The organism is Pseudofrankia asymbiotica (genome assembly GCF_001983105.1).
GTDB lineage: Bacteria > Actinomycetota > Actinomycetes > Frankiales > Frankiaceae > Pseudofrankia > Pseudofrankia asymbiotica.
This window is the reverse complement of record NZ_MOMC01000034.1, coordinates 78,309-91,243: the sequence shown is the minus strand read 5'-3', so window position 1 is coordinate 91,243 and position 12,935 is coordinate 78,309. Positions and strand designations below refer to the sequence as shown.

Annotated in this window: 11 protein-coding genes; all 11 read right to left on the bottom strand. The window is 74.1% G+C overall.

What is annotated here, in order from left to right; translation table 11 throughout:
- Positions 1 to 27: 27 nt before the first annotated feature.
- The 11 genes from aroQ to BL253_RS17600 all read right to left on the bottom strand — a co-directional run bounded on the left by aroQ (position 28) and on the right by BL253_RS17600 (position 12,821).
- Positions 28 to 471, bottom strand: a complete 444-nt coding sequence (gene aroQ / locus BL253_RS17650; protein ID WP_076818213.1) for a type II 3-dehydroquinate dehydratase — start codon at positions 469 to 471, stop codon at positions 28 to 30.
- Positions 471 to 1,583 carry a 3-dehydroquinate synthase gene (aroB, locus tag BL253_RS17645; protein ID WP_076818212.1) on the bottom strand — a complete coding sequence of 371 codons (1,113 nt, stop codon included), beginning with the start codon at positions 1,581 to 1,583 and terminating at the stop codon, positions 471 to 473. The genes aroQ and aroB overlap by 1 nt, the downstream gene beginning before the upstream one ends.
- On the bottom strand, positions 1,580 to 2,125 hold the full coding sequence (locus tag BL253_RS17640; protein ID WP_076818211.1) for a shikimate kinase: 546 nt from the start codon (positions 2,123 to 2,125) through the stop codon (positions 1,580 to 1,582). Before BL253_RS17640 ends, aroB begins: the two co-directional genes overlap by 4 nt.
- Positions 2,122 to 3,321 (bottom strand): chorismate synthase, encoded by a 1,200-nt coding sequence (gene aroC, locus BL253_RS17635; RefSeq protein WP_076818210.1) that lies wholly within the window; start codon positions 3,319 to 3,321, stop codon positions 2,122 to 2,124. Before aroC ends, BL253_RS17640 begins: the two co-directional genes overlap by 4 nt.
- 54 nt (positions 3,322 to 3,375) lie before the next feature.
- On the bottom strand, positions 3,376 to 4,050 hold the full coding sequence (locus tag BL253_RS17630) for a prepilin peptidase (protein WP_076818209.1): 675 nt from the start codon (positions 4,048 to 4,050) through the stop codon (positions 3,376 to 3,378).
- A gap of 20 nt (positions 4,051 to 4,070) precedes the next feature.
- Positions 4,071 to 5,111, bottom strand: coding sequence for a shikimate dehydrogenase family protein (locus BL253_RS17625; RefSeq protein ID WP_076818208.1), 1,041 nt, complete (start codon positions 5,109 to 5,111; stop codon positions 4,071 to 4,073).
- A 254-nt stretch (positions 5,112 to 5,365) separates the two neighbouring features.
- Positions 5,366 to 8,443: an endolytic transglycosylase MltG gene (gene mltG / locus BL253_RS39375; RefSeq protein ID WP_081438411.1), complete on the bottom strand. Its 3,078-nt coding sequence runs from the start codon at positions 8,441 to 8,443 to the stop codon at positions 5,366 to 5,368.
- Positions 8,440 to 9,117: a Holliday junction resolvase RuvX gene (ruvX, locus tag BL253_RS17615; RefSeq protein WP_420801679.1), complete on the bottom strand. Its 678-nt coding sequence runs from the start codon at positions 9,115 to 9,117 to the stop codon at positions 8,440 to 8,442. Before ruvX ends, mltG begins: the two co-directional genes overlap by 4 nt.
- A complete protein-coding gene (gene alaS, locus BL253_RS17610) occupies positions 9,104 to 11,773 on the bottom strand; it encodes an alanine--tRNA ligase (RefSeq protein ID WP_076818207.1) in 2,670 nt (889 codons plus the stop codon). The genes ruvX and alaS overlap by 14 nt, the downstream gene beginning before the upstream one ends.
- Positions 11,774 to 12,044: 271 nt before the next feature.
- Positions 12,045 to 12,317 carry a DUF6167 family protein gene (locus tag BL253_RS17605; protein WP_076818206.1) on the bottom strand — a complete coding sequence of 91 codons (273 nt, stop codon included), beginning with the start codon at positions 12,315 to 12,317 and terminating at the stop codon, positions 12,045 to 12,047.
- The gene (locus BL253_RS17600) at positions 12,318 to 12,821 is read right to left on the bottom strand and encodes a DUF948 domain-containing protein (RefSeq protein ID WP_076818205.1); all 504 of its coding nucleotides are present in this window, start codon (positions 12,819 to 12,821) and stop codon (positions 12,318 to 12,320) included.
- Between the last annotated feature and the right edge of the window lie 114 nt (positions 12,822 to 12,935).

Below are 12,935 nucleotides of genomic sequence, written 5' to 3'. Positions count from 1 at the left end.
CGGATGAGTGTACCGAGCGAGGAGTGGTCAGACGCTCTTGGACAGGCGGCTCGCCAGCGCGCGGAGGGCCAGGAGGTAGCTCTCGGCGCCTAGGCCGGTGATCGTGCCGGTCGCCACGGGCCCRATGACGCTGACATGACGGAATGGCTCGCGGGCGGCGACCTGGGAGAGGTGCACCTCGATGAGTGGGCCGGTGAGGGCGGCGGCGGCGTCGCGCAGGGCGTAGGAGTAGTGCGTCCACGCGCCGGGGTTGAGGACGACCGCGGCGCCGGTGTCGGCGGCCTCGTGCAGCCAGCCGATCATCGTCGCCTCGTCGTCGGTCTGCCGGCAGTCGACGGCGACGGCGAGCTCCGCCGCGGTCCTCTCCACCTCGGCGACCAGCTGGGCGTACGTCATGTGCCCGTAGACCGCCGGCTCCCGCTTGCCGAGCCGGCCCAGGTTCACCCCCGACAGCACCAGGACCGGCGTCATCAGCCCTTTCCCTCCCCCGCCGCCACCGCGTCGAAGGCGGCCCGTACCAGGGCGGGATCCGGGTCGGCGAGGATGCGGGCCGAACCGAGGGCGTCGAGGACGACGAAGCGCAGCATCCGCCCGCGCGACTTCTTGTCGACCCGCATCGCGGCCAGCAGGTCCGGCCAGGCCTTCTCCGGATAGCTCACGGGCAGGCCGACCCGGGTGAGCAGCTCGCGGTGGCGCCCGGCGACGGCCGCGTCCAGGCCGGCGGCGAGCCGGGACAGCTCGGCGGCGAACACCATCCCGACGGAGATCGCCGCGCCGTGCCGCCAGGTGTAGTGCTCGACCTTCTCGATCGCGTGCCCGAGGGTGTGGCCGTAGTTCAGGATCTCGCGGCGACCGGCCTCACGCGGGTCGCCGGAGACGACGTCCGCCTTGACCCGGATCGCCCGCTCGATGAGCTCGGGCAGGTGGGCGGCGCCGGTCGGGTCGGCGTCGAGCAGGTCGAGGATCGCCGGGTCCGCGATGAAGCCGGCCTTGACCACCTCGGCGAGCCCGGCCGCGGTCTCCGCCGGCGGCAGCGTGGCCAGCAGCGCCGTGTCACAGAGGACGGCCAGCGGCTGGTGGAACGCGCCGACGAGGTTCTTGCCCGCGGCCGTGTCGACGCCGGTCTTGCCGCCCACGGCCGCGTCGACCATCGCCAGGACCGTCGTCGGCACCTGGATGACGTCCACACCGCGCAGCCAGCAGGCGGCGACGAAACCGGCGAGGTCCGTCACCGTGCCACCGCCGAACCCGACCACCAGGTCGTCGCGGGTGAAACCGAGCCGGCCCAGCTCGTCCCAGCAGCGCCCGGCGACGGCCAGCTCCTTGGCCGTCTCCCCGTCCGGCACGGCGACCGGGTGCGCCTCCACCCCGGCGGCCCGCAGGTCCGCCACCGCGCCGGCGGCCTGGGCGGCCATCGCCGCGGGATGCAGCACGGCCGCCCTGGTCCGCCCGGCGGCCATACCGGCGAGCTCACCGACCAGGCCGTCCCCGACGAGCACCTCGTACGGCCGCTCGCCGGCGGGCGCGACCGCCACCCGCACCGGCTCGGTCGCCGCCCGCGTCGCGCCGCTCGTCCCGCTCACGCCGAGATCCTCGCGAGTACGTCCTCGGCGACCTCTTCGGGGGTGCGCCCGCTGGTGTTCACCATGAGCGCCGCCACCTCGTCGTAGAGCGGGCGGCGTTCCCTGAGCAGCGCGGCCAGCCGCGCCCGGGGCGCCTCGATGAGCAGCGGCCTGTCGCGGGCGAGGCCGACGCGCCTGGCGGCGTCGGAGACGTCGACCTCCAGGTAGACGACGGTGTGGCCGGCGAGCGCCGCCCGGTTGCCCGGGTCGATCACCGCGCCGCCACCGAGGGCCAGCACCCCCGGGTGCTCGGCGAGCGCGGCCGTGACGGCGTCGCGCTCGGCGGCCCGGAAGGCGTCCTCGCCCTTCTCGATGAAGATGTCGGCGACGGTCATGCCCAGCGCCGCCTCGATGTCGGCGTCGGTGTCGCGCAGCGTCACCCCGAGCCGCCTGGCGAGCAGCTCACCGACCGTCGTCTTCCCGGCCCCCGGCGGCCCCACCAGCACGGCCACCGGCCGGACATCTCCACCCGTGTCCCGCGTTCGCTCCGGCGCCTCGCTCACGAGCGCACCGCCAGCGACTTCAGGTACGACTCGTGGTTGCGCCGGGTCTCCTCGACCGAGTCACCGCCGAACTTCTCCAGCGCGGCGCCGGCGACCACCAGCGCGACCATCGCCTCCGCGACGACGCCCGCCGCGGGCACGGCGCACACGTCGGAGCGCTGCGCGATCGCCACCGCGGTCTCGCCGGTCGCGACGTCGACGGTCGACAGCGGGCGGGACAGCGTGGAGATCGGCTTCATCGCGGCCCGGACCCGCAGCACCTCGCCGTTGGTCATGCCACCCTCGACGCCGCCGGCCCGGTCCGTCGCCCGCCGCACCCGCTGGACGCCGCCCTCGGGCGCGAGCACCTCGATCTCGTCATGCGCCGCCGACCCACGCCGCCGGGCCGTCTCGAACCCGTCGCCGAACTCGACGCCCTTGATCGCCTGGATGCCCATCAGCTCGCCGGCCAGGCGCGCGTCGAGCCGCCGGTCGCCGTGCACGTAGCTGCCGAGGCCCGGCGGCAGGCCGTAGACCAGCACCTCGACGACGCCGCCGAGCGTGTCCGCGTCCTTCTGCGCCTCGTCGATCGCGGTGACCATCCGGGCGCTCGTCGCCGGGTCGGCGCACCGGCACGGGTCGGCGTCGATCGCGGCGAGCATGCCCGGGCCGGGCAACGGCGTTCCCGCCGGAACCGCGGCCTCGCCGATCGAGAGCACATGGGAGAGCACCTCGACGCCGTAGGCCTGCCGCAGGAACGCCTTCGCCACCGTCCCGAGCGCCACCCGGGCGGCCGTCTCGCGGGCGCTCGCCCGCTCCAGCACCGGGCGGGCGTCGTCGAAGCCGTACTTCTGCATGCCGGCCAGGTCCGCGTGCCCCGGGCGGGGGCGGCTCAGCGGCGCGTTGCGGCCGAGCCCCTCGAGCTCGGCCGGGTCCACCGGGTCCGGCGACATCACCTTCGACCACTTCGGCCACTCGGTGTTGCGCACCACCACGCTCACCGGCCCGCCGAGGCTGACCCCGTGCCGCAGGCCGCCGAGCAGCTCGACCTCGTCCCGCTCGAACTTCATCCGGGCACCCCGGCCGTAACCGAGCCGCCGCCGCGCCAGATCGTCCCCGATGTCCGAGCTCGTCACCCGGATCCCGGCGGGCAGCCCCTCCACGGTCGCGACCAGCGCGGGTCCGTGCGACTCCCCTGCCGTCAACCACCGCACCATGCCACCCAGTCTTTCACGCGGCTCGCACCTTCCCGGCCGCCGGCGGCACAGGACTCAGGTACCCGTGCCGGTGACGAGGATCGCGACGAAGGCTCCGAGCAGCAGGTGGGGGCCGTAGGCGATGGGGTCGGAGCGGCTGGCACGGCGGGTCACGAGCAGGACGCCCGCGTAGAGACCGGCGATGAMCAGGCCGGTGAGCAGCCCCAGGAGCACCGTCGACGGGCCGAGCCAGCCGAGGGCGGCGCCCAGCAGGCCGACGAGTTTCACGTCGCCGAGGCCGAGGCCACCGCCCGGGATCAGGTACATCGTGCCGAAGACGGCGAGCAGGGCACCCGCCGCCGCGGCGGCGGCGATCGCGTGGCGGGCGTCCCAGGTATCCCGGCTGAGACCGTCGACAACCGCGGCGAGACCCAGCAACACGGCGAGAACCGGGTAGCTCGGCAGGACGATCGCGTCCGGGAGCCGGTGGACCCGCAGGTCGACCGCCGCCAGCACGATCCCGGCGACGGTCAGGTAGAGGTAGGCGGGCAGCCAGCCGGGACGGTCGCGCAGCACGGCGGTGACCGCGGTCACCGCGATCGCCGTGACCGCGGCGAAGGCCGCCGTCGACGGGATCGAGCGGCGCACCGCGGCGCCCTCGTAGGGGGCGAACGCGCCGACCACCCGGGGCATCAGCGGCGCGGTCGCGACCGCGGCCACCGCGAGCACCACGGCGACGGCCAGCCCCACCCCGCGCCCCGCGACGCGCGCTAGCCGGCGCGGCTGGTCAGGCCCAGGCCGTCGGCACCCGGGATGACGGATGGGACGGCGGGCGAGGTCGCCGCGCGGTGGGTCAGTGCCTGGGTACCGGCGGCCATGAGCAGGCCCACGTCGACCGCGCGGCCGGTGAACAGGGCGACCTGCTCGGCCGCCTGGGCGGCCAGCACGACCATGCCGCCGGCGACGCGGGCACCGGAGCGGTACGCCGTCACGGCGAGCGCCGTCGGCCACGGGTGGTAGAGCAGTTCGACGAGGGGGCAGCTGGCCGGCCAGGTCCACTCGGCCACCTGGTCGGTGATGCCCTCGGGTGTGGTCGCCACGACCAGGTCGGGGCCGGACCGCAGGCCGCCGGCGACGATCTCCCAGGGCAGGGCGGTGACGGTGAGGCCGACGCGCTCGCCGATCTCGGCGAGCGGGGCGACGGCGGCGGGCCGGCGGGCGATGACGCCCACCCGGCGCACCCCGACGCTCGCGAGCGCGGCCACGGCGGCGCGCGCCGTCCCGCCGGCGCCCAGGACGAGCGCTCGCACGGGCGGCGCCATGAGCGCCCCCGGCAGCGTGGGCATCGCCGGCTGGTCGGGCGTGGCCGGCGACCAGGCGGGCTGCGAGGGAGCGACCATCGCCTCGGCCCCGCTGGGCTGCCGGCCGGCCCCGAGGACCTGGCGGATGGCGTGGCGGATGCCGGCGATGTCGGTGTTGTGGCCGGTCAGCGTCCCGTCCGGCTCGACCACGATCGTGTTGAGCGCGCCGACGAGCCGGGCGCTCTCGTCGAGGCGGTCGACGAGCGGGACCGCGGCCGTCTTGAGCGGCATGGTCAGCGACAGCCCGGCCCAGCCGGACTCGCCGCGGATCCGCTCCAGCAGCGCCGGCAGCGCCGCCTCGTCGGCCTCGATCGCCGTGTAGGACCAGCCGTCCAGCCCGAGCGCCTGGTAGGCGGCCCGGTGCAGCACCGGCGAGAGCGAGTGCGCGATCGGCGAGCCGAGCACCGCCGCCCGCCGTGACGCCTGTGCCGGCCGGGGAACCTCAGCCACGATAGTCACCGCCTCGCGCGGGTAGAGACTTCTCCCGGCCCGAGGCCGACGGCGTGGTGGCGAACGCAAACACGACGGATCAGCCTGACACAGCCGAGGGCATCGGTCCAGCCGCCGGCCGCGACGCGTCTGAGCGCCGCGGCCCACCGGCCGGACCCAGGCCGAGGGTGCTCCCCACGAAACAGGCCGGCGCCAATCTTCGGGGACCTCCGCGGCGACGATGCCTAGGTCTCTCGCGCCCGGGGCGCCGGGTGTCAGTCACCGGGCTGTGCGCCCTCGTCGCGGGCCTTACCCTCCGCGGCGATCCGCTGGTCCTCCGTGGTCGAGAACTCCGTGAACTTCGACTTCGGCAGCCAGACGAAGTACAGCCAGGTCCCATCCGCTGGGCTGAGCRCCGCCTCCAGAGCCTCCTTGCTGGGGTTCGCGATGGCGCCCGGTGGCAAGCCCCTGCCGTTCGGGTTGTTGGCCGACGTGTTGTAGGGGCTCGGGTTCGCGAGGTCGCTCTGGGTGAGCTGCCCGGTGAACTTGCCCACGGCATATCGCGTCGTCGCGTCCATTCCGAGCGTTCGGAACGCGCCGGTCCTGTCGGCCAGCCGGTTGTAGACCACCCGCGCGACCCTGGGCCGTTCCTCGGGGAGCCGCACCTCCATCTCGACGATCGAGGCGATAGTGATGATCTCGTTCGGCGTCCTGCCCAGCTGCGCGGCCCTGCCCTCGAGGTTGAGGGTCGTGGCCGTGCTCGTGAACTGGTCGACCATGTGCTGGAGGGTCTGCACGGGCGTGTCTTTCGGGTTCAGGTCGTAGGTCGCCGGGAACAGGTAGCCCTCGACCTTGTTCTTCGCGCTCGGGCCCGGGTCCTTCCAGTAGCTCGGCAGCTTCAGCCCCTGGCCGGCCGGGTCCTTGACGATCGCCTCGTACTGGTCCTTCGGCACACCGAGCTTCGTGGACACCTCGGTGATGATCCAGTCGACCGTCCTGCCCTCAGAAATCGTGAGCCGGTACTTGTTCGCCTTCGTCTTCGGGTCGAGCAGCGCCTCGACGGCCCCGGCGGCGGTCATCTGCTTCATCAGCGTGTAGATGCCCGGCTGGATCTTCACAGAGTCCGGGTTGTTGGCGGCGGCCGTGCGGAACGCCTTCTCGCTCTTGACGACGCCGGCGTCGAACAGCACCTTCCCGATGTCCGTCGCGCTCGCGCCCTTGGCGATCGTGACGGACACGCTGCCGGTGCCGGGCCCGGGATAGTCGGGAATCTCCGGCGATCCGCCGATCTTGCCGATCATCTTGCCGCCGACGAAGATCAGACCGCCCAGCACCAGCGCCACCACCACGAGCATGGCGAGCAGCTTCGGCAGCGCGCTGCCGCGCCGGCTCCCGTCGTCCGCGCCCCGGTGGCGGTTCATGCCACCCAGYGGATGCGCGCCGCGTCGCCGGTCGTGCTCGTCCGCCAGGTCGGCGTCGTGATCCAGGTCATCATCCAGCTCATCGTGGTGGCCCCGGCCGGGGCGGCCCAGGTCATCGTCGTCCAGGAAGTCGTCGTCGTCGAAATCGTCATCGTCGAACTCATCGCGAGGTACGCCGCGACGGCCATCCTGACCTGTCCGGCCGCCTGGCGCGCGCGGGCCGGCCGGATACCGCCTGTCACCCGCGTCACCCGCGTCACCGGGGTYGTACTCGTCCTCCAGCGGATTGATCCGGAAACGCAGTGCCTCGGTGCGCCGCTCCGTCCCGGCGTGGCGGGGATGGCCTGACGGGCGGCCGCCCTCACCCGGCGGAGGAGGCGGCGGGGCGTGGAATCCGCCGGTGTTGGGGTTCCTGGCGCCCGCGGGGTAGTCGACGGGCGATGCCGGCTCGGGCCGCGCCTGCTCGCCGTAGCCTCCGCCCGGGTCGCGGTACCCGTCCGGCGGTGATCCGGCCGACTGGGTGGCGGTAGAGCCACCGGCGCCGCCCACGCCGAACAGCCCGGCGGATCCGGAAGGCCCGGTCGAGCCGGAAGACCCCGTCGGACCGAACAGCCCTGCCGAACTGGAGGGCCCCGTCGAACCGAACAGCCCGGTGGAGCCGGAGGGCCCCGTCGAGCCGGAGAGCCCGGCCGCTCCGGGGAACCAGTCGACGGCGGGCCCATCGCCCGCGCCGGAGGGCCCCGCGCCGGAGGCATATCCGGCCGTGCCGTAGCCGCCGCCAGAACCGGCGACGTCGAAGCCGGTGTCCCCACCCGGCCCGGTCTGGCCCTGGGAGGACGGGTACGCGGAGGGCGAGTACGGATCGGCGGGAGCCTGCTGGCCGCCGCCGGTCAGGTACCCGGCGTCCAGGTAGCGCGTGTCCTGGTGGCCGGCACCCGCGTCAGGGCGGACAGGCCCGCTCGCCGTGAAGTAGCCGCCCGGCTGCTGGTCGCCGGTCCGCGGGTACGGGTCGACGAGGAAGGGGTTCTGGTAGCCGGCCGCGTCGACGCCACCGCCGGCCGCGGCGTCGTGGCCAGGTCCGCCGCCGCGGCCGTGGTCGACCGCTGCCTGGTACCCGGTGGCTCCGTAGCCGGCTCCCTGGCCAGCCGCGGGCTGCTGGTAACCGGTGGCCGGGTAGCCGCCGGCGGGATGGTGACCGGAGGGGCCTTCGGCCACCGGCTGGTAGTCGGTGGCGCCGTACGCGTCGCCGCCGGCCTCGTAGCCGCCGCTCCGGTAGGCCGTCGGCTGGTGGCCGCTCTGGTAGTCGGTGGGCGCCTGGCCAGAGGCCGGCGCGGAAGGCTGGTAGCCGAGCGCGTCGTGGGCCGATGCCGCGTCGCCGTAGTTCGCGTCGCCGTAGTTCGCGTCGCCGTATCCGGCGGAGCCGGTGACGGTCACACCGGTGGGCGGACCGGTCACGAGCGGACCGGTCACCATCGGCCCCGGGTACGCGCCACCGGCGGCCGGAGGACCGGCGTAAGGGCCGGAGACGGCCTGCCCCGCCCCGGCCGCCGGCGCGCCGAAGACAGTGGGGCCGGACATCGACGGGCCGGACACGTCCACCGCGGGGAAGGCTGGTCTGGCCCTCGGGGTGAAAAGGTCAGACCCGGTCGAGGTCACATCCGGGTAGCCACCCGGGTAGCGGGGCTGGTCGTCGACGGTGAAGACATCGCCGTAGCCAGGCCCGGCGGCCGGGAAGTCGGCGGCGGGCATACCCGGCTGGCCACCCGCCATGGGTGAGCCACCGACGGTGATGTCCGCCGCGTCATCGTCCGGGCCGCTCACCGCGAACGGATCGACGGGCCGGGTGCCATCTCGCTGGGAGCTCGACCATGGTTCGTTCCCGTTCCCGTTCCCGCCCCCGACGCCGTTGTCGAGGTCCCAGTACTGGCTCACCGATCTTCCGTCGGCCGGCCCGCGGGGGGCAGGCCGGGCGCGCCGGGCGCGCCCCGACGGGCGTCCAGGGCGTTTTGCAGGATCTGCACGGCTGCCTCCTGGTCGACGAGATCGCGACGGGCACGCGATCGCATCCCACGCTCGGCCATTCTGCGGTGCGCCGCCACTGTCGTCAGCCGTTCGTCGACGAGCCTGACAGGTACCGGGGCGACCCGGTCGGCCAGCATCCGCGCGTACTGGCGTGCCGCGATGGCCGCGGGCCCCTCCTCGCCGGAGAGGGTCCTGGGCAGACCGACCACGACCGCCACCGCCCGCCGCTCCCGGGCGATCTCGGCAAGCTGGGCTAGATCTCTGTTTTTGGACACGTCCCGACGAAGGGTACCGACCGGTAGGGCGAGCACCCCATCCGGGTCGCTCGCGGCCACGCCGACGCGCACCGTGCCCACGTCGACCCCGAGCCAGACGCCGCGCGGCAGCTCCCGCCGCTCCTCGCGATGCCGCGGCTTGCGCCGCCGCTCCGGCGTCGATCCGCCCCGGCCCGTCCCCGCTGGTCCCGCCGTCCCCGCGGCCGCCGCTGGGCCCGCCGCCGCCGGAACCGCCGGCTCGGTCGGCGCCGGCTCTACCGGCGGCCCGGCCAGCGGCCCTGGCGTGGCGTCAGCCTCAGTTCCCGTCATGCTGGCGCGCGGCGCCAGCCTCGGCGACCAGGTCGCGGACCCTGGCCAGCGCGCGGCCGACGCCGGTGACGTCCCCGCCGCCGCCCTGGGCGACGTCGGGCTTGCCGCCGCCGCGCCCGCCGAGCTCGGCGGTGGCGACCTTGACCAGGTCGCCGGCCTTCAGGCCGAGGCCGCGCGCGCCCTCGGTGGTGACGACGACGAGGAACGCCCGTTCGCCGGCCGCGGAAGCCGCCGCGACGACCGCGGGACGGTCGATGAGCCGGCCGCGGACGTCGAGCGCCAGCTTGCGCAGGTCGTCCGCGGACGTCCCGTTCGGCGCCTCGGCCGCGACGAGCGCGACCCCGTTCACGTCGACCGCGCTGCTCGCGAGGCCCCCGGCACCGGCGAGCACCGCCTCGCCGCGCAGCCGCTCCAGCTCCTTCTCGGCGTCGCGCAGCCGGGTGACCACGTCGGCGACCCGGTCGACGAGCTCGTCGGGGCGGGCCTTGACCACGCTGGCCAGCTGGGAGACCAGCAGGTGCTCGCGGGCCAGGAAGCGGAAGGCGTCCAGGCCGACGAGGCCCTCGACCCGTCGGGTGCCGGCGGAGATCGACGACTCGGACAGCAGCTTGACCGCGCCGAGCTGGGCGGAGCGGGCGACGTGCGTGCCGCCGCACAGCTCGCGCGCGTAGTCGCCCACGTCGACGACACGCACCCGCTCGCCGTACTTCTCGCCGAACAGCGCCATCGCGCCCAGCCGGCGGGCCTCGTCCTGGGTCGTCACGAACGCGGTCACCTCGAGGTCGCGCAGCGCGATCTCGTTGACCTCGTCCTCGACGTCCGCGAGCACCGCCGCCGGCACCGCGCCCATCGAGTGGAAGTCGAACCGCAGCCGGCCCGGCGAGTTCAGCGACCCGGCCTGGGTGGCGGACTCGCCGAGCGCGCGGCGGAACGCCGTGTGGACCAGGTGGGTGGCGGTGTGCGAACGGGAGATCGCCCGGCGCCGGTCGGCGTCGACCGTCACCTCGACCTCCGCGCCGAGGCGCAGCTCGCCGCGCAGCACCTTGCCGCGGTGCATGACGAGGTCCGGGATCGGCTTCTGCACGTCGAGGATCTCCACCTCGCCGCCGTCGAAGACGAACCGGCCGAGGTCGGCCTCCTGGCCGCCGGACTCGGCGTAGAACGGCGTCGTGTCGATGACGACGCCGACCTCCTCGCCCTCGCCCGCCGCCGGGACGCCCTGCCCGGTCGCGGCCGACACCAGCCCGACGACGGTCGCCGTGCGGGACAGCTCGGCGTAGCCGGTGAACGACGTCGGGCCGGAACGGGCCAGGATCGGGCGGAACGCCGAGAGGTCGACGTTGCCGATCCGGCGACCCGCGCGGTCGGCCTTCGCGAGCTCGCGCTGGCGTTCCATCAACCGGCGGAAACCCGGCTCGTCGACGCTGAGGCCCTGCTCGGCGGCCATCTCCAGCGTCAGGTCGATGGGGAAGCCGTAGGTGTCGTGCAGCTGGAACGCCTCGTCGCCGGCGAGCTGGGAGGCGCCGGCGGCACGCGCCCTGCCGACCGCGGTGTCGAAGATGGTGATGCCGGTGCGCAGGGTCTCCAGGAACGCCCGCTCCTCGGCGACGGCGACGCTGGTGATCGCCGCGGCCCGGTCGACCAGCTCGGGGTAGATGGAGCCCATCGCTCCGCGCACGACGCCGAACAGGTCCTCCATCACCGGCTCGCGCCCGCCGAGCAGGCGGACGTTACGCACCGCGCGGCGCAGCATCCGGCGCAGCACATAGCCGCGGCCCTCGTTGGAGGGGACGACGCCATCGGAGATCAGCATCGCGGCGGTGCGGGTGTGGTCCGCGATGACGCGCAGCCGGACGTCGTCGGTGTGGCTCTCGCCGTAACGCCTGCCGGTCAGCTCGCCGGCGCGGTCGAGCACCGGGCGGGAGATGTCGATCTCGTAGAGGTTCTCGACGCCCTGCAGCAGGGTCGCCATCCGCTCCAGGCCCATGCCGGTGTCGATGCTCCTCGCCGGCAGGTCGCCCAGGATCGGGAAGTCGTAGCCGGCGCCCTCGCCCCGCTCGAACTGCATGAAGACGAGGTTCCAGACCTCGAGGTAGCGGTTCTCGTCGGCCTCCGGGCCGCCGTCGCGGCYGTACGCCGGGCCGCGGTCGAAGTAGATCTCACTGCACGGGCCGCACGGGCCGGGCACGCCCATCGACCAGTAGTTGTCCTCCTTGCCGCGGCGCTGGATGCGTTCCGCTGGCAGCAGGCCCTTCCAGATCCCCTCGGCCTCGTCGTCGTCCAGGTAGACCGTCGCCCAGAGGTCGTCGGGCTTGAAGCCGAACCCCTCGGTCAGCAGCTCGAAGGCCCACGGGATCACTTCGGCCTTGAAGTAGTCGCCGAAGGAGAAGTTGCCGCACATCTGGAAGAACGACGCGTGCCGGGCGGTCTGGCCGACGTTGTCGATGTCGACCGTGCGGACGACCTTCTGCACGCTCGTCGCGCGCGGCGACGGCGGGGTGAGGTCACCGAGGAAGTAGGGCTTGAACGGCACCATGCCGGCGTTGACCAGCAGCAGCGTCGGGTCCTCCGCGATCAGCGAGGCGCTGGGGACAACAAGGTGGCCGCGCTGCTCGAAGTGGGRGAGAAAGCGCCGGCGGATCTCGGCCGTTTCCATCGGATTCACGTCGTCCAGAGTCGAGTTGGTAACGGGCAGTGGCGGCGACCGGCCAGGGCGGCGGTCGCCGGTGACACGACGGAGCGGCGCGGTGTGGAGCACGGCCCCAGCCGCACGCCAGCCCCGTCCAACCTAGTACGTGAGATCGTGGCCGCGACGGCACGCGCCCTCGGTGTACCGACGTCACCGTATCGCCGCGCCTCGTGACGAGACCACGGAGTTTCGCCGGTGGCCGGGTGACACCGAGTGACGCCAGGTGACGCCCGACGTGCTACCGGCCGCGCGGATCCGGCAGGCTCGGCGCCTCGGACGCGCCCGCGGGCAGCTCGTCGTCCTCGTCGTCGTAGAGGCCGAGCGCGTCTCGCAGCTCGTCCTCGCGCTCGGCCATGAACTCGCGGACGTCGGCCATGAACTCCGACAGCGACGCCGCCAGCGAGCCCGCCACACTCCCCGGCGACAGCGCCGCCGCGGCCTTGGCCGCCTGACGGACGACCAGCACCCCGGCGACCGCGCCGAAGGTGACGTAGAACAGCCGGCGCGACATCTAGCGGCCCCGCACCGGCTCGTCGAAGTCCGCCGCCGTGGGCTGGGCGGGCGCGGCGCGGCGGCTCGCCCGCGCGGCCTTCTTCTCCGCCTTGATCTCGGACGCGACCCGCGAGTCGACCTCGGCGCGCGCCCGCTTCGCGGCGGCCTGCCGCACGCCGTAGGACAGGGCCGCGACCCGCACGATCGGGCCGCCGACGGTCGCCGCGAACAGCGAGGTCATCGACGACACGTTCGTGCTGATGGTCTGCACGTTTGCCGTGATCGCGTCGATCCGGTCCAGCTCCTTGTTGACGTGCGAGAGCGCGACGTTGACCTCGTCGACGGTGGCGCCGGCCTGGYGGACCCTGGCGGTGCCCTCGTCGATGGCGATGCCGGTCTGGCGGACCCGGGCCGCGGTCTCGTCGAAGATCTTGCCGAGCTTGTAGAGGGCGTAACAGCCGAAGAGGACGAGCACGGCGAAGGCGCCGGAGGCTATCAGCCCCGCCATCGCGCCACCGGACATCTTCGCTCCTCCTCTACGGTGGGCCGGGCCTGCGTGGCCGGGATCTACCCGGAACGCGAACACCGGTCGTGTCAGGACCTTACCGACCGGACGCCCCGAACCATGGCTCGCCCC

Bases quoted from the DNA above. Each gene is read 5' to 3' on its own strand.
- ruvX (WP_420801679.1), bottom strand. From the start codon at position 9,117: ATGACGGGAACTGAGGCTGACGCCACGCCAGGGCCGCTGGCCGGGCCG.
- aroC (WP_076818210.1), bottom strand. From the start codon at position 3,321: ATGGTGCGGTGGTTGACGGCAGGGGAGTCGCACGGACCCGCGCTGGTC.
- BL253_RS17605 (WP_076818206.1), bottom strand. From the start codon at position 12,317: ATGTCGCGCCGGCTGTTCTACGTCACCTTCGGCGCGGTCGCCGGGGTG.